Here is a 17,792-nt window from a genome sequence, read left to right as displayed (position 1 = left end):
TTTTTTCACTAATCCCCTCCTGTCTTGTAAAAGACATGAGGGATTGTTTTTTGCAAACTCATAAAAAATACATTATTAATAATCACAATTCTCATATATTATTTTTAGGAATTAATGATATACTTCTAAAAGAAGTTTTTTATATTAATTTTAAAGGGGATTGTTTAGATGTATAAGAGAAATTTTATAATGTTGTCATGTTTCTTATTAATTTTATTTCTCGGGGCCTGCGCTACTTCTGGCGATTCAGAGGAGGAGTCAAGCATTAAATTAACCGAAGATGAAGACTCCCGTGCAGACGATTTGGAAAAAAATGAAGAACGAGACACAGAATCAGATGATACCAATAATGATGAGGAAGATGTCGCAACCGATGAACAGGATCCTCAGGAAGATAACAACAACTCGGAAGAAACCGACGCAAAGGTTGGCTTAAAAAAGGTCTACCTTGAAAAACTAAATGAAGCTAAAAACGAATGGGATGACAAGGAACCAACTGATTCTTCAACTTATGCTCAGAAAAATTTAGCAGGAGCGAAGTTTGATGTTTGGGATGGTTTATTAAATGAAGTGTACGGAGTCTTAGAAGAAAATTTAACAAAAGAAAATATGGATCAATTACGAGAAGAACAACGAAATTGGTTATCCTACAGAGACGAAACAGCAAAAGAAGCTTCATTGAAATATGAAGGTGGTACTCAAGAACATCTGGAATACACAGCTGTGCTAGTCAATCTAACGGAAGAAAGAAGCTTTGAATTGGTCGATAACTATATGGAATAAACAATAACTCTAAGAAAAACTTAGAAATCAAAAGATCTGGGTTTTTCACTTGAGTGGTTTGATTGTTTTAATATAAAGTTTCATCTTGAGATCAGAATGGTGTTATTATGGGACGAGAATCATAGACGTACTACTGAATAATGAAACTGATTATTTTATAATAAGAATAAGGTCAGAATTATTGGAGCTAGTTATGTCACCTTTAGGAGGTGTTGTTTTGATATTTGAGCTAGTGGGACTTGGTATTATCGCTATCATTCTAGTTATAATAATTGCTCCGATTATTGCTTTATTCTTTTCTTGGATTGGCAAGATGCCATTTAAAACGGTTTGGAAAAGAACGAGTATCGTTTTATTGATTCCTTATCTATTATTTATTAGCTTGGCTTTAGCACCAGACGATGAAGGGCCATTATCTACCGCCTTTGATATCGGTTTTATTACAGCCTTCATCATTATATTTATTACTCCGATTATCGCTTTGTTTCTAAAATGGATATTTAAAACGCCTTTTAAATATGGATGGATATCATCGAGTGTTATCTTACTCGGTGCTTTAACTTTGCTTTCTATATCGTTTGCTATTGATGCTTCAGATTTGTCTTCGAGTCTGGCTTGGCAAAATATTGCCGGTGTGTTAAGTATTATCCCATTTATCATTTTATTAGGCGCTCCTCCATTAGCTTTACTCTTGAAGCTAACCAAGAATGAATCATACAAAAAAATGTGGAAATTTTCATCCATCTTTTTAATTGGCGCTTCAATCATTTTATTCTTAACTGTGACTATTGGTTTGTATTTTGATGAACAGCCGTTAGTCGAAGAAATGGATGAAAAATTTGAGCAAAGGAAAGATGAGTTGCCAAAGGGAAATTCGATAGATAAAATATTTATCGAAGTTGAAAAAAGTGGGCAATTCAATTGGCGCAGAAGACGTACCAATGCATCAGCAAGTATGGTATTCAAAAACTATAATAACGCTGATTTTAAGGGAACTGTAATAATTTATGCGATATTGAATAAAGAAATCATCGGTGCAAAAGAACTTAATATAGAAATAGATTCCCAAAGCGAGGAGTCGGATTATGTACCGGCCAAACGGTTGAACATTAATAAAAAAATATGGGATGATGTTGAACTGGACTACTCCATTGAGGGAGAATTTAAGTCATAAGAAGACGACAGTGGAAAGGTGCCAGATACACAAACAATTCAGAATCGTTTGTGTACCTGGCACACTTGAATTATAGTCCGTTAGTGCCAATAAACTTTTCGAGGATGACTAATTAGACTCTTTTAATTTATCAGTATATTATATATAATAACATTATAATGTTATATGGAGGTGAATTGAAGTAGCCAACTAAGACTAGTCTGAGCAAATACTAAATTGGAGGTTGATTCGATTGAATCTACAAATTTTGAAGATGAATCCGATTCACTTACTATTTGGTGGGCTAATATTGTTAGCGCTTTCTATATCTTTTAGTATTACAGCATCTGCCCACGGGTATGTGGATAGTCCAAGCAGTAGAGCTGTGTTATGTGCGGAAGGTGTGAATGAGGATTGTGGTGGTGTCGTACATGAACCTCAAAGTATTGAAGGGCCTGGAAACTTTCCGGAAGAAGGCGTTGAAGATGGTGAAATAGCTAGTGGTGGAGGTGTATTCCCCGAACTAGATGAGCAGGGTGAGGATCGTTGGGCAAAAGTTGGTATGTCAAGTGGTGCTTATACTTTTAACTGGACGTTAACAGCAGCACATGCCACGGCAAATTGGGATTACTATGTAACAAAAGAAGGATGGGATCCTAACAGTCCATTAAAACGATCTGACTTAGAATTGTTCTGTTCAATTGATGATGAAGGCAAGCGTCCTGACTTCACTGTGACTCATGATTGTGAGATTCCTGAACGAGAGGGGTATCATGTTATTCTCGCGTATTGGGAAGTTGCTGATACGGCAAATGCCTTTTACCAAGTGATTGACGCTAATTTTGATGGTGACTTTGTTGAACCGGGCGAACCAACTGATCCGGAAGAACCTGAAGAACCTGAACAGCCAGGCGATGGCGCGCCAAATTGGGATGCAAATGATGTTTATTTGGGTGGAGATGAAGTGTCCTATGAAGGTGACATTTACCAAGCACTGTGGTGGACCCAAGGTGAGACACCAGGTGAAGCAGATGTATGGGTGCTTGTAGATGCAGGAGATAACGATAATTCGGGAGAAAATGACGGAAACCAAGAAGTACCTGCTTGGAATCAAAACAAAGCTTATCTAAATAATGATTTAGTCACATATGATGGCAAAACATATAAAGCATTATGGTGGACCCAAGGAGAAACCCCAGATGAGTCTAGTGCTTGGGAACAACAATAGTTAAAGAGCTTGAGAGAAACTATCGAAAGAAATAAAGGATTATATTAAAGTTTGTTTTGTTTGAGGTTGGGATATAAGTATTTTAGTTAATTTAAAAGCGAACGTATTAAAGTATATTTCTATAAATATATACTTTTTCAAGTCAGCGTAGGAAAAATACGTAGACTCCAGCAGGATAAAAAGCCTAGGTGAGACCCCGCAGAGCGTATGCTCGAGGAGGCTCATCAGCGCCTGCGGAAAGCGAAGTATTTTTCCGAAGCGAATAACGCTCGCTTAAAATTGTTCGTCTTTTAATTACTAATACTTAGTTTTGTCCCAACCTCATCTCACTCTATATTGACGAGGCATAAAATATATTGTAATATTTTATATATTTGAATTATTAGTTACCTTGGGAAATATTTTTCTAAAGAAAATAAAATTGAGAAGTAGGTGGAGCATTGGAGATCAAATTAGAAGGAGACTGTTCAAATATACTTGACGGTATAAAAGAGCTGCAAACCTCTTTTGGTTTTACGATTAATCAAAAAGCAGAGATTTCTTTGGTATGTGAAAAAAAGGAAAGTGATCATGACCTATCAGTTACTTATAAATATCATATAGGGCATATAACCTATCACAAACCGAACCAATTTTATAGAGCATTCGGGCTATTTTTAGAAAAAGTCCAAAAGGGAGAAACAGATTTTTCAATTAAAGAAAAGGCACAATTTAAAACAATTGGTCCGATGTTTGATTTTTCAAGAAATGCGGTCATGAAACCAGAGCGCTTTTATGAAATGGTTCGAATCCTAGCTGTGATGGGATTTGATTCTGCCATGTTATACATGGAGGATACATATGAGGTTAAGGGAGAACCTTATTTTGGCTATATGCGTGGACGTTATACAGAAAGTGAATTGAAAGAACTAGATGATTATGCATACCAATTTGGCATTGAGTTAATCCCCTGTATTCAAACACTTGCACATCTTGAGGAATTTTTAAAATGGGATGCGGCTTTACGTTATAAAGATACAAGAGGTGCTTTGCTACTCGAAAGTGAAGACACATATCAATTATTAGAAAATATGATTCGATCAGTGTCTGAACCCTTTAGAAGTAAGCGCATCCATATCGGGATGGATGAAGCTGAAGAATTGGGGAGAGGTATTTACTTAAATAAAAATGGCTATAAACCACGTTTTGAATTAATGTCAGATCACCTAGATAAAGTGATGCAAATTACAGATAAACTAGGTTTAGAGGCTTTAATGTGGAGTGATATGTTTTTAAAGCTGGCTTCAGAAACTGGCGATCAATACAGTAAATCTACTGAAATACCAGATTATATTGTTGAGCATACGCCAGACCAAGTGCAACTCATGTATTGGCAATATAATTCAATAGATATAGACCATTACCGAAACATCTTCAAGCAGCATCAGGCATTTAATAAAAAACCGGCATTTGCGGGTGGCATTTGGGTTTGGAATACTTTTGCAACCAATTATAATTTATCTCTACAAGCAAGCGAGGCGGCATTAACAGCATGTAAAGAAGCAAATATTGAGGATATTTTTGTCACGTTGTGGGGGGATGACGGGTATGAAAATAATGTTTTTAATGCTTTATTAGGTTTACAATTTTATGCTGAGCATGCTTACACTAAAGAAATAGATGAAAATAAGTTGCATGAACGAGTCGCTTTTTGTACGGGCATAAATGCTAATAGATTTTTGATGCTTAATGAACTCGATACGCCACCAGGAGTGGAAAAAGGCAATCTTGAACAAACGAATCCGTCTAAATTCTTGTTATGGCAAGATGTGTTATTAGGTGTGTTTGATAAACATATTGAAAATCTTGATTTGGATTCTTATTATGAATCCCTAACTCAGAAGTTCAAGGATTATCGTAATGTAAGTGCTTCCCTTGATTATATTTTCGATGTACCTGAAAAACTAAGCAACGTCTTAGCACTTAAAGCTAGTTTAGGTGTTAAGTTAAAACAGGCCTACGATCACCAGGACGAGTCTGAATTACAGCGAATCGTAAGTGACGTTATCCCAGAAATCATTGCCAGGGTGAAAAAACTTCGAGAAGCACACCGGACTCAATGGTTAACTATCAATAAACCGTTTGGCTGGGAAGTCATTGATATACGATATGGTGGATTACTGAATCGTCTTGATACCGCCATGAAAAGGATTAACGATTATATGAATCAAGAGATTGACATGATTGATGAACTTGAGCAAGAACGGTTACCATACGTGTTTGACCGATCGCAATCGACAAGTCTGGGCTGGTCTAGCTATTATTACAGGATGGCATCACCGAATGTTTTCTTTCATGTTTTACCAATTTATTGAGGGAGGGTATAGACATATGAAATATGACATTTTTGCAGGCTGTTATGGTTCTGAAGAGGAACAAACGATACACTGGCTATCATTCGATAGCGAACAGGGAACACTGGAAAAAAAGACATCATTTAGCGGTGTAAATAATCCGTCTTACTTAGCCCTTAATCATAAGAGGAGCCACCTTTACGCCGTAAGTGAAGTTGATGAAGGAGAAGTGGTCAGTTTTAAAATAGATTTTCAAACGAAACATATTGAAGAACTCAATAGACAGCCAACTGAAGGAGGACCGTGTTATTTAGAGGTAGGGGATCATAGTAATTACTTGTTTACAGCGAACTATGGTGGGGGAAGTTTAATCGTTCATACTTTAAACGATCACGGAGAAATTGGTAGAAAAATAGATTTTAAAGAATATGGTACACCAGAAACATCACATCTCCATACGATCCGAAACATACCAAACACAACCCATTATGTTGGAACGGATTTAGGATTGAATCAATTATATTTTTATGATTTTGATCGCCGTAATGGAAAATTGGCACCTACAAAGATGATAGAGGCGCCCCAAGGGTCGGGTCCTAGGCATTTATCTTTTAATCCAGTTAAAAACGTGTTGTATGTTGTTAACGAACATAAATCCACTGTTTTAACTTACGCTTATGACAAACATTTAGACACTGTACATTTACTTCAAGAATTATCTACGCTGCCAGAAAATGATTATGAGCACGATAATTACGGGGCAGATATTCACGTCACGCTCTCTGGAAAATATGTCTACGTATCAAATCGAGGGCACCATTCAATAACGGCATATGAAATCTTAAAAAATGGACAACTATCTAAAATTGATTGTATATCAATTGAAGGGGATTGGCCCCGTAATTTCACCATAGTACCAAATGAAAAATATATCTTAGTAGCAAATGAACACACAAATAATATTGTTGTCATGAAAATTTTAAATGACGGAAGCTTAAAGTATACTGGAAATCAATTAAACCTTGAGAAGCCGGTTTGTTTGAAGGTCATCTAACCAATTATTATTTTTTTTGAAAATAAACATTATAATGTTATAACTTCATGTTGATTTATTTTTGGATTAGTAGTACTATTAAAAATAGGTTGAAAACCCTTACATTATTAAAAGGGAATTCTTACAAAGGGGAAGGGGGAATACTTAGCAAGGTTTGAAATTAATTTTTTGATTTTTTACACATTTAAAAGGAGGGTAATTTGTGAAATTAAAAAGAGAGATTTTCTTGTTTGTAGCGTTGTTATTGATATTTGTTCTTGCGGCTTGCAGTGATAAAGGAGCCGCTACAGATGGCGACAAAGATAGTGTGGATGTGGATTCCGCTGATGTCAATGAAACGGATATGCCTATTGTAGATGACGAACTAGATATGACGATTTTTGCAAATAAACCTGCACAAAATGAAGATAATGATTGGAATGATATATTAATCTGGAATCATTATCGTGATTTAACAAACATTAATGCTGACTGGAACTTAGTCAATCCTGATGCACTTGATGAAAAAAGAAACTTAGCACTGGGCAGTGGTGAATTGCCCGACGCATTTTTTCTAGCACAGTTGACTAATTCGGACTTATTGAAGTATGGCGATCAGGGTATGTTCATTCCTTTGAACGATTTAATCGACGAATATGCTCCGAACTTAACCGCGTTAATGGATGAGGATCCGAGCATACGAAAAGCAATCACGTTCCCTGATGGAAATATCTACTCTATGCCAGCTTTAATAGAAGAGGATTTTTTATCATTGCGTTTGAGTGCGAGACCTTGGATTAACGAAGAATGGCTAGACGAGTTGGATATGGATATTCCTGAAACGACGGATGAATTTTATGAGTATTTAAAAGCAGTTAAAGATCTCGATCCAGTAGGAGATGGAAAAACAGTACCATATGGCGGAACAGATATTACTGAGTTGGTCCAATGGTTAGCTGGATCGTTTGGGGTCATGAATCATGGTCCATCGAACACTAATATGGACGCAGATCCTGAAGATCCTAGCAAAGTACGCTTCTACGCAACAACTGACGAGTATAAAGAATTACTGGAATATATACACAAATTATATGACGAGGGATTGATTGAACAAAGTATATTCTCTATTGAATGGGGACAGTTCCTAGCAAATGCTTCGGATAACCTATATGGCAGCATGATTTTCTATGATCCTATTGAGCTTTTTGGGGATGACATTGGTTCACAGTATAACAGTGTCGCTGCACTTGAAGGTCCTAAAGGTCATAAAGACTATAATAAACTCTCCTCTTCTGTTTGGGATAACGATAACTTTGTCGTTACGAGCGAAAATGAAAATCCAGCAGCTGCCGTTCGTTGGATGGACCATTTTTACAGTGAAGAAGGCGCGAAACTCTATTATATGGGTGTTGAAGGCGAAACGTTTGAAGAAGAAGATGGCGAAATTGTTTACAAGGATCATATTTTAGATCCTGAGGGAGATATGACATTTGAGCAAGCACTTGCAAAGGAATTAACTTGGTTAGGTTCCATTAACGGAATCATTAAAGCTGATTATTTCCAAGGTGGAGAATCTGCGCCACAATCGATGGAAGCAGCGGAAAAAATCGATCCTTTCGTACCTGATGAAATTTGGCCAAGATTTACATTTACTGCTGAAGAGAATAGAATTCTAGAATCAACCGGTGCTGATATCGATAAATATGTCGAGGAAATGCGTGATAAACTCATCAGTGGCGATGCGGACTTCTCTGAATGGGATGATTATGTTGAAACGATTGAGAAAATGGGTCTTGATGAATTACTAGAAGTTTATCAAGATGCTTATGACCGATATAAGGAAAGCTAAAAGATAGTCTGTCTAATGTTTTTCAAGCGGTATGGATATAACTAGATTATAAGTCAAACTGCAAAATAGAAGATTATCTTAGGTATTATTTTCTGTATATTCGTATTTTTATGTGGGATTTGTAAATCGAACTTTTACTAGCGAATGGAATATGCGAGACTCCTGGGACTGCAGCAAGCTTCGTCCCACCGAAAACCTCTGTGGGAGATGAGGCGTAACGCGCCCCCGAAATGCGTAGCATTCGGAGGCTCATCAGCAAAGAAGAATGAACCCCAATTCTTCCTAGCCCACGGAAATCGAGTATATTCCGTGAGCGGCGATTGGCTGACGGGCCTCGTGTGCTTGCGTATCACGGGGCCTTATCTCAGTCTTAGCTTTTACAAATTTTCAGGTGAGGCTGACATCCACGAACAGTCTTAAGAGTCAAAAGAAAAGGAGGGGGAATTAAATGGAGATACAACATGGAGAAAGAAACTTAAAGACAAGACGTCAACGCTTATACGAAATAAGAAAAAGTTTTCTTAGGAATTGGCAATTATATTTATTCCTATTGCCTGCTTTAACTTATTTTTTAATATTCCACTATATTCCAATGTACGGTGTGCAGATTGCATTTAAAGACTATTTTGCGAATTTGGGGATCATCGGAAGTCCGTGGGTTTGGTTTGAACATTTCGAGCGTTTTTTTGATTCATATTATTTTTGGCGTTTATTGAAAAACACGATTATCTTAAATGCCTATAATTTACTATTATTTCCGCTTCCAATCATCTTTGCGCTTTCTTTAAATGAATTAAGAAATGGTCCGTTCAAAAAGTGGACGCAAACCTTAACTTATGCGCCACATTTTATTTCCGTAGTCGTTGTTGTTGGAATGTTGGTAGCATTTTTGGATCCATTAACTGGTTTAGTGAACCATGCTATCACAAGTCTTGGATTTGAATCTATACCTTTCTTAACAAGTCCAGAATGGTTTAGACATGTATTCGTATGGTCAGGTCAATGGGAGTCATTAGGTTGGAATACCATTATTTATTTAGCAGCATTAGCGGGTGTTAATCCAGAACTACATGAAGCGGCAAGAGTGGATGGTGCTTCAAGACTCCAAACGGTGTTACATATAAACATACCAAGCATTATGCCTACAGTGATTATTTTGTTTATCTTAAACATGGGTAATTTTATGCAAATTGGTTTTGAAAAGGTATTGCTCATGCAAAACACATTAAACTCGGAAACGTCAGATATCATTCAGACTTTTGTATATGAGACGGGGATATTAGAAGGGCGTTATAGTTTTGCAGCAGCTATTGGATTATTTGAATCAGTTATTAATATTATTCTACTCATTACCGTTAATCAGATTGCCAGAAAGGTTAGTGAGAATAGTTTATGGTAAGGGGGAGAAACAATGTCTCGTTTTCGTTTATCTGATAAAGCATTTGAAAGAATAAATATCGCTTTTGTGTCATTACTCACATTAATCATTATTTACCCGCTCATCTTCGTGATCAGTGCTTCAATTAGTGATCCACATGCGGTCAATACGGGGAAAATGTGGCTTTGGCCTGTAGATATTACCTTTGATGGGTTTAAACGGGTTTTTCAAAATGAAGCTATTTGGGTTGGTTACAAAAATACGATCATTTATACATTAATTGGTACGTCGATTCATCTATTTCTTTTATTGCCTTGTGCTTATGCCTTATCAAGAAAAGAACTGATGGCCAAAAAAGTATTTTTATGGATTGTCTTATTTACCATGCTTTTTAATGGTGGTTTAATCCCTACTTATCTGGTTGTACAAAAGCTAGGAATGGTCAATACAATGTGGGCTATCGTGATTCCGGGTGTTCTGGGCGCGTGGTCATTGTTAGTGGCACGATCATTTTTTCAACAAACAATTCCAGATCAGCTTGTTGAGGCATCTAAAATAGATGGAGCCAGTGATCTGTATCTATTCTTTAAAGTTGTTATTCCATTGTCATTACCAATTATCGCAGTAATGGCACTGTTTCATGCCGTTGCTTTATGGAATCAGTATTTTAATGCGCTGATTTACTTAACGGATGAGGATCTGTTTCCATTGCAGTTAATTCTTAGACAGATTTTAATTATTAATGAAGTGAGCGCGGATAGTGCGGCTTCGGCAGCAGGGGCTGCTCAGTCATTTGCTGATCAGGTAAAAACAGCTTCGCTTGTGAAATATGCCGTGATTATCGTGTCAGCATTACCATTGTTGATTGTCTATCCATTTTTACAGCGCTTTTTCGTTAAAGGTGTTTTAATCGGATCTGTAAAAGAATGACTCCTTTCGTGAAATGACGATTCTTAAGGAGGGTGAAGTGAATTTGGAAGGATTCGTTTCAGGCTATTATAAATTTAGTGTTTGGTTAGTTAGATTCGCTTATTTAAATTTTCTTTGGGTTCTATTTACTATACTAGGACTTGGTGTATTTGGATTAATGCCTGCTACGACAGCCATGTTTACAGTTGTCAGAAAGTGGCTAATGGGTGAAAATGATATAGCAGTATTTAAAACATTTTGGGCATCCTATCGAAGCGATTTCTTAAAGACAAACATCCTTGGAATCATTTTATTTCTAATGGGATACGTACTTATAATGGAATTTCGTATTTTACAATTGCAAGAAAGTGTTATCTATTTTATTGTAAGTTTTGGTGTTCTAGCCATTTTTATCTTGTATGCTGTTTTACTTATTTACTTTTTTCCGATATTTGTTCACTTTAATTTAAAGATGACTGATTATTTTAAATGGCCGTTTATTATTGGTATTGTTCATCCAATATTAACTCTGTTTTTAATTGTCGGCACATCAATCGTTTTTTATATTACGTTTATTACAATACCTGCTATCTTGTTCTTTTTTGGAGGAAGTGCTACAGCATTTTTCATCATGTGGGGGGTTTCGAAAACTTTTACAAAACTTGAAATGAAAGAGGCTTAAATTCCATTTCTCTATGACTTCTTAATTTCCACTTCATTAAGTTTAACAATAGCAGTACCAAAGGAGTACGGTGCATGAGACAGATTATAAAAAATGCCATGTTCATTAACGGAACCAAATACAATATTATTATTGAGGGAGATAAAATCCTTGAGATAACAGATCGCAATCCTGTTGTGGAAAATATTATCTCAGTTCCTGACGGGGTTTATGTTTCACCTGGCTGGATTGATTTACACACCCATTCTTTTCCTAAATATGAACCATACTGTTCACATCCAGATGACATTGGATATAAAACAGGTGTGACGACTGTGGTTGATGCTGGGAGTAGCGGGGCAAATGATATTGATGAATTTCACAATATGGCAAAGAAAAGCATCACCCGTGTTCTATCGTTTATAAATATTTCGTCCGTTGGATTGAAAGTAAGGAATGAATTAGCTGATTTATCCCTTATTTCATTGCGTGCCATTGAAAAGGCATTTGCAAAATATCCCAATATGATTGTTGGACTTAAAGCAAGAATGAGTGCTAGTGTTATCGGGATGAATGGAACAACACCTCTCAAACTCGGCAAGCAAATCTCAAGAAAGTTAAATAAACCATTAATGGTGCATATTGGAAGTGCTCCTCCAAAATTAATTGACATCCTTCCTTATTTAGAGCGAGGGGATATCATTACTCACTGTTTTAATGAAAAGGAGAATAATCATATATTTAGTGATCAGCTAAACGTTAACCAAAAGCTATTTGAGGCTATAGAGCGTGGTGTTTATCTTGATATTGGACACGGAACGTCAAGTTTTTCCTATCATATTGCTAAAAAGGCCAAGACGGAAAACATATCCTTTCATAGTATAAGTACAGATATTTATGAAAAAAATCAGTTCAATGGTCCAGTATATGATATGGCAACCACGCTATCAAAATTTCTCGGACTAGGTTACTCATTGGAAAAGGTCATCCATTCAGTAACGACATGTCCCGCTGAAATAATTAATAAAAAAGCTATTGGTCGATTAGAAGCGGGGGCGCTCGCAGATTTAACCTTTTTTACAATAGACAAGGAAGATACAATCCTAGAAGATTCTGTTGGACGTGAATTGAATATCGAAAAAAGAATAAAGCCTTACGCAGTCATGATAGGAGGAAAATTTTATGAGTGTCGCTAAGATGGATTTGAAAAAAGTCATTAATGCAAGTGGCAAGATGAGTATTATCGGTGTATCGACGATGGCAGACGATGTTATAGATGCCATGGAAGTTGGTGGAAAGCATTTTTACGAAATGGAAGATTTACAAGAAAAATCTGGTGAGATTGTTGCCGAGTATATGCGAACAGAGTCGGCTCTTATTACCAATTCAGCTTCGTCAGCTCTTGTACTTGCGGTTGCAGGCCTAATAACGGAAAATGATTCTTTTTTAGCGGAACGCATGCACGCGGAGCCGTTACATAAAGAAATTCTCTTGATGAAAGGGCATATGATTGACTATGGAGCACCGGTAAGTACGATGATTGCTTTAGGTGGCGGTCATGTGAGGGAAGTAGGTTATGCAAATGGGTGTCGTGTAGAGCAAATGGAAGCAGCGATAAACGAAAACACAGCTGGAATTGTCTTTGTTCAATCTCATCACTGTGTTCAAAAAAATATGCCTACGTTAGAACAAGTTAGTCAACTTGCAAGACGCGTGGAATTACCACTTATAGTTGATATAGCCGCCGAAGAGGATATATCAGGCTATAGCGATTTAGCTGATTTGATTATACTAAGTGGTTCAAAAGCACTTGAGGGACCAACATCAGGTATTTTAGCAGGTAAAGAGCAATATTTGGAGTACGTTAAACCTCATTTAAAAGGTATCGGAAGAGCCATGAAAGTTGGAAAAGAATCTATTTTTGGATTATTGCAGGCACTTGAAACTTATACTAATGAAGGCATGTCAAAACAAAATCAAATGGAATTATTAAATCAATTTTTTGAACTAGAAAATCTCGTCGGTGTGAAAGTTGCCATACATCAAGATGAGTCAGGGCGTCAGATATATCGCGCGCGGATTGAATTAGATGAAAGTAAAGTCAAACACGATGCCCTTTACTTAACACAACAATTAAAACAAGGTGACATTGCCATTTACACGAGAGATTATAATGCAAATATAGGTTATTTCGATATAGATCCAAGAGCTTTATCTTCACAGGAAGTAGATACGATGATTGCTAGAATAAAACAAATATTAGGTGGTTGAGCATATGGTACAATCCCGTTTTTACAAAGATAAATTATGTTTAAATGTACTTGCTAAAGATATAGATAATGCTAAGGAAATCTATGAAGTGACAGAAGGCCATGTGTTGATAGGATTACTTTCTACTCATTATCAAACAGTCGATGAAGCCGTTCAGGATATTGGTGAATATCAAAAAGAGTTAGGAGGAGCGATTTCGCTAGGATTAGGCGCAGGAGATCCTCGACAGTGGAAAATGGTGGCTGAAATTTGCCGCACTTTAAAGTTAGACCATGTCAACCAAGTGTTTTCTGCTGTTGGATATACAAGAGCCTGTTTGCAAAATGAAACGACTTTGGTAAATGGACTTGTAAATCCAGTGGACCAACTTGGCAATGTCAATGTTGCAACAGGTCCTTTGACTTCAACGGGGACACAAATGGAAATTCCTCTCACAACTGCGATATCATTCATAAAAGAAATGGGGGGTAACTCAGTCAAACTTTTTCCACTTGATGGCTTACAAACTAGAGAGCAATATAAACGTATTGCTCATATATGTGCTAAAGAAGATTTTCCATTAGAACCAACTGGTGGTATTGATTTACAAAACTTTGAAGAAATTGTCACGATCGCCTTACAAGCAGGTGTTACGAAAGTTATTCCCCATGTTTATTCTTCGATTATCGACAAAGACACTGGCAGAACTCGTGTTGAAGATGTCAAAAAACTATATGACATTATCAAAAGAGTCGTGGTAACATGATGGTAAAAGCGTTTGGCGAAGTGATGATGAGGTTGGAAGTTCCAGAGCATTTAAAACTGGAACAGGCACATACTTTACATGTGTCTTATACAGGAACAGGAGTAAATGTTTTAAGCGCGCTCAGTCGATATGGCCATCAAACATCTCTTATTACAAGATTACCTCAGAACAGCTTAGGGGATGCAGCTATGTCGTCTATACAATCTCTAGGCATTTCAACACAAGATATTAGTCGAGGTGGAGATTATTTAGGAAAATACTTTTTCGAGAGGGGATATAGTGTTCGCCCAACAAAAGTAACCTATACTAATCGCCAAGAAAGTAGTTTTTGCACCTCATCACTAACAGACTACGATTTAGAGAATAGCTTAAAAAACACAAGCTTGATTCATTTTTGTGGGATAACCTTAGCCATGTCAGAACATATTCGAAATATTGCACTTAAAGTCGCTCAAAAGGCAAAAGCATTAGGTATTACTATTGTTTTTGATTGTAATTATCGTCCGAAACTGTGGAAGGATCAAACTGATCAAGCAAGACGGTTTTATGAAGCTATGTTACAATTGACAGATATTTGTTTTATGACAGAGAAAGACGCCATATTATTGCTTGGATTTAAAACAGAAGAAGTTGACAAACAAGCCCAATTAGAAGACGTCTTACCACAAGTGGCAGATAAATTTAAAATTGGTACGATAGCCGGTACGATGAGAAAAGAAAAAGCGGCTAATCAAACGATTCAGGGGTTTATATATCATCTATCTTCATTTGCTTATTCTAGACAGTACGTTTATAAAACGTTAGACCGTATTGGTGGTGGGGATGGATTTGCAAGTGGCGTCATGCACGGTATTTTGAAGTCGTTTTCTACCCAGGATATGATTGAATATGCAGCAGCTGCTGGTGTTTTAGCACATACTACTCATGGTGACGCACCTATCTGTTCTATGGAAGAAGTATGGCAGTTAGTTAAGAATGACATTGGTGAAGGTATAGAAAGGTAGATAAATTATGAAGTTAACCTTGAAAAAAGGACCCTTATATATACAATTACAGGAAATTTTAAAAGAAAGAATTATTAGCGGGCACTATCCGAAAGATACTTTAATTCCTTCTGAACTGGAATTGAAAGAGGAATTTGGCGTGAGTATTATTACCGTTCGGCGAGCAGTCGAACAACTTTCCCAACAAGGGTATGTTGAAAAACGGAGTGGTATTGGTACAACGGTCCTCGACAATAATGCGGTCTCTAAATTATCGAAAGGCCAACGCTTTTCGGAATACCTATTGGAAGAAGGCCATGAGCTAAGTAAAGAATTTGTTCATTTGTCAACGATAGATACTGCGAATCATGCTATTTTAGGGGATTTATTTAACGAAAAATGTCACTGCGTCGAGCGGCTTTATAAATTAAATGATAAACCCTATATTTATTTTAAACATTATGTATCAGAGCATATAAACTTACCTAATGATCCTGATCACCTGCAGAATTCTTTATATGAAATCATGTATCAACAGGGGATAAGATTCCATCAATTTAAAGATGAGTTTGATGTCGGTACGCCGGATGAACATATTGCAAGTATGCTAAACATAGAGCAAAAGCCATTATTACAACGTTTTCGATTTTCGATCGATGAAAATGGAAATATTGTGGAATACTCTGAAGCCTATTATAATACGGGAATTCATAGATATGTGGTGAATTTTGATATGTAAATCAAGTTTATAATTTTAAAAGGTAGCAGTTTTATTAGTAGAATGTAACGCGGCATTTAACTCAGATAAGGGGGAAATGAGTGTGGATAATAGAGTTGCACGTATCATTGAAAAGATGAGCGATAAAGAGAAGATTGGGCAATTAGTGATGGCATCAAACGAACATGGGGATACGGAAATGCCCAATGAGTTCATTCGAGAAATGATTCAGGACTATTTTGTTGGTTCAATGATTGTTTATGGTAATCGTGACGTAGTGTCACAAGCAGAATATAATAATCAAGTTCAGGAGTTTGCAGGAGAGACGCGTTTGAATATACCTTTATTTGTGACGGCTGATTTGGAAAATGGAGCGGCGCAACGTGTTCCAGATGATGCAACGACTCTTCCACGGCAAATGGGCATTGGGGCAACGAACAGCTTGGAACACGCTAAGACGTATTCACAAATTGCAGCACGAGAAGTTAAAGCACTCGGATTTAATTGGAGTTATTCGCCTGATGCAGATGTGAATAACAACCCGTTGAATCCGGTTATTGGTGTGCGTTCTTTTGGAGAAAAAACCGATTTAGTGTCTCGCATGACGGAGATTCAAGTCCGTGGCTATCAAGAGGAAGGTGTGATAGCAACAGCCAAACATTTTCCAGGCCATGGAGATACTGAGGCAGATTCGCATCATGAGCTCCCTAAAGTCACTTATGATATGGAAGAATTGAAAGCAGTACATTTACCTCCTTTCCAAGCAGCTATTAAAGCTGGGATTGATTCAATTATGACGTCACATATCATAGTTGAAGCGATTGATTCTAAACTTCCTGCGACATTATCGAAAGACGTGCTCACAGGACTGTTACGTGAGGAGATGGGATTTGACGGCTTAATCGTTACAGATGCCATGGGAATGCAAGCGATTGATGCCAACTGGGGAGCTGGAGAAGCGGCTGTGATGTCAATCCAAGCAGGAGCGGATATCGTCATGGCAGAAGGCCCCACAGAAGATCAAATAGAAACGTATGAAGCCCTTTATGAAGCCTATCAATCTGGTAAATTGACTGAAGAACGAGTTAGAAGCTCTCTAGAACGTATTTTAAGGAAAAAGTTAGAGTATGATTTATTTAATCGTCGCTTTGTTGATACATCTGAAGCTAAATCCTTTGTTGGCAATCCAGAACATCAAAAGATGGCTGTGCAAATGGCGCGAGATTCAATAACCTTGGTGAAAAATGAAGAAGTTCTACCTTTTAATGGAAAGAGCGAGGATACTATATTTATTGCTGGTGTAACATATGTTGATGCTATTGTAAATTACACCGCGCAACACAATAATGGAAAGGTTATTGCTTGGCAAGCAGATAGTCACAATCCGTCCGATAAAGAGATAAGGCAGGCTGTAAACGAGGCTGAAAAGGCGGACCGGATTATCATGGCAACTTATTCATTAGCTGAATTACCATCTGGACAGAGTCAATTAGTCAAAGAATTATTGAAAACAGGCAGACCAATGGTCGTTGTCTCCCTTGGCCTTCCATATGACTATAAGCATTTTCCAGAAGTCGATGCTTATCTTGCTTCCTATGCGCTGGATAATTGGCAATTAAAAAATCTTACATCAATACAGGCAGCTGTAGATGTTGTGTTTGGTGAAACCCCTGGTGGAAAACTTCCGGTTACAATTTAGATTGGTGCCAGGTACACAAGCAATTCAGAATTGTTTGTGTACCTGGCAC

15 protein-coding genes are annotated in these 17,792 nt (G+C 37.1%); all 15 read left to right on the top strand.

Features of this window, described 5'->3' with window-relative positions; all coding sequences use genetic code 11:
- Positions 1–168 precede the first annotated feature (168 nt).
- Positions 169–783: a lysozyme inhibitor LprI family protein gene (locus KQI49_RS02760; RefSeq protein ID WP_216486586.1), complete on the top strand. Its 615-nt coding sequence runs from the start codon at positions 169–171 to the stop codon at positions 781–783.
- A gap of 217 nt (positions 784–1,000) precedes the next feature.
- The gene (locus KQI49_RS02755; protein WP_216486585.1) at positions 1,001–1,957 is read left to right on the top strand and encodes a hypothetical protein; all 957 of its coding nucleotides are present in this window, start codon (positions 1,001–1,003) and stop codon (positions 1,955–1,957) included.
- A 232-nt stretch (positions 1,958–2,189) separates the two neighbouring features.
- Complete coding sequence (locus KQI49_RS02750; protein WP_253286627.1) at positions 2,190–3,164, top strand: lytic polysaccharide monooxygenase; 975 nt, start codon at positions 2,190–2,192, stop codon at positions 3,162–3,164.
- 440 nt (positions 3,165–3,604) lie between these two features.
- Positions 3,605–5,518, top strand: coding sequence for a beta-N-acetylhexosaminidase (locus KQI49_RS02745; RefSeq protein ID WP_216486584.1), 1,914 nt, complete (start codon positions 3,605–3,607; stop codon positions 5,516–5,518).
- 16 nt (positions 5,519–5,534) lie between these two features.
- Positions 5,535–6,551 carry a lactonase family protein gene (locus KQI49_RS02740; protein WP_216486583.1) on the top strand — a complete coding sequence of 339 codons (1,017 nt, stop codon included), beginning with the start codon at positions 5,535–5,537 and terminating at the stop codon, positions 6,549–6,551.
- A gap of 202 nt (positions 6,552–6,753) precedes the next feature.
- Entirely contained in the window at positions 6,754–8,379 is a 1,626-nt protein-coding gene (locus tag KQI49_RS02735) for an extracellular solute-binding protein (RefSeq protein ID WP_371817501.1), read from the top strand.
- Positions 8,380–8,827: 448 nt separating this feature from the next.
- Entirely contained in the window at positions 8,828–9,778 is a 951-nt protein-coding gene (locus tag KQI49_RS02730; RefSeq protein ID WP_216486582.1) for an ABC transporter permease, read from the top strand.
- 12 nt (positions 9,779–9,790) lie between these two features.
- The gene (locus KQI49_RS02725; protein ID WP_216486581.1) at positions 9,791–10,687 is read left to right on the top strand and encodes a carbohydrate ABC transporter permease; all 897 of its coding nucleotides are present in this window, start codon (positions 9,791–9,793) and stop codon (positions 10,685–10,687) included.
- Between the two features lie 37 nt (positions 10,688–10,724).
- Positions 10,725–11,348 (top strand): YesL family protein, encoded by a 624-nt coding sequence (locus tag KQI49_RS02720; RefSeq protein ID WP_371817500.1) that lies wholly within the window; start codon positions 10,725–10,727, stop codon positions 11,346–11,348.
- A gap of 74 nt (positions 11,349–11,422) precedes the next feature.
- On the top strand, positions 11,423–12,523 hold the full coding sequence (locus tag KQI49_RS02715) for an amidohydrolase/deacetylase family metallohydrolase (RefSeq protein ID WP_216486578.1): 1,101 nt from the start codon (positions 11,423–11,425) through the stop codon (positions 12,521–12,523).
- Positions 12,510–13,598, top strand: a complete 1,089-nt coding sequence (locus tag KQI49_RS02710; protein ID WP_216486576.1) for a DgaE family pyridoxal phosphate-dependent ammonia lyase — start codon at positions 12,510–12,512, stop codon at positions 13,596–13,598. Before KQI49_RS02715 ends, KQI49_RS02710 begins: the two co-directional genes overlap by 14 nt.
- A 4-nt stretch (positions 13,599–13,602) precedes the next feature.
- Positions 13,603–14,343, top strand: coding sequence for a 2-dehydro-3-deoxy-phosphogluconate aldolase (gene dagF / locus KQI49_RS02705; RefSeq protein ID WP_216486575.1), 741 nt, complete (start codon positions 13,603–13,605; stop codon positions 14,341–14,343).
- A complete protein-coding gene (locus KQI49_RS02700) occupies positions 14,340–15,347 on the top strand; it encodes a sugar kinase (RefSeq protein ID WP_253286626.1) in 1,008 nt (335 codons plus the stop codon). Before dagF ends, KQI49_RS02700 begins: the two co-directional genes overlap by 4 nt.
- A gap of 7 nt (positions 15,348–15,354) precedes the next feature.
- Entirely contained in the window at positions 15,355–16,065 is a 711-nt protein-coding gene (locus tag KQI49_RS02695) for a GntR family transcriptional regulator (protein ID WP_216486574.1), read from the top strand.
- An 82-nt stretch (positions 16,066–16,147) separates the two neighbouring features.
- Positions 16,148–17,743 carry a glycoside hydrolase family 3 protein gene (locus KQI49_RS02690; RefSeq protein WP_216486573.1) on the top strand — a complete coding sequence of 532 codons (1,596 nt, stop codon included), beginning with the start codon at positions 16,148–16,150 and terminating at the stop codon, positions 17,741–17,743.
- Positions 17,744–17,792: the final 49 nt, after the last annotated feature.

The sequence above is a fragment of the Virgibacillus sp. MSJ-26 genome (genome assembly GCF_018918075.1).
Taxonomy (GTDB): domain Bacteria; phylum Bacillota; class Bacilli; order Bacillales; family Amphibacillaceae; genus MSJ-26.
Note: the sequence above shows the minus strand (reverse complement) of the source record. Positions and strands in the feature narration are given on the sequence as shown.

Coding starts and splice junctions, on each gene's coding strand:
- KQI49_RS02695 (WP_216486574.1), top strand. CDS start 15,355: ATGAAGTTAACCTTGAAAAAAGGACCCTTATATATACAATTACAGGAA.
- KQI49_RS02740 (WP_216486583.1), top strand. CDS start 5,535: ATGAAATATGACATTTTTGCAGGCTGTTATGGTTCTGAAGAGGAACAA.
- KQI49_RS02715 (WP_216486578.1), top strand. CDS start 11,423: ATGAGACAGATTATAAAAAATGCCATGTTCATTAACGGAACCAAATAC.
- KQI49_RS02700 (WP_253286626.1), top strand. CDS start 14,340: ATGATGGTAAAAGCGTTTGGCGAAGTGATGATGAGGTTGGAAGTTCCA.
- KQI49_RS02710 (WP_216486576.1), top strand. CDS start 12,510: ATGAGTGTCGCTAAGATGGATTTGAAAAAAGTCATTAATGCAAGTGGC.
- KQI49_RS02725 (WP_216486581.1), top strand. CDS start 9,791: ATGTCTCGTTTTCGTTTATCTGATAAAGCATTTGAAAGAATAAATATC.
- dagF (WP_216486575.1), top strand. CDS start 13,603: ATGGTACAATCCCGTTTTTACAAAGATAAATTATGTTTAAATGTACTT.
- KQI49_RS02730 (WP_216486582.1), top strand. CDS start 8,828: ATGGAGATACAACATGGAGAAAGAAACTTAAAGACAAGACGTCAACGC.
- KQI49_RS02760 (WP_216486586.1), top strand. CDS start 169: ATGTATAAGAGAAATTTTATAATGTTGTCATGTTTCTTATTAATTTTA.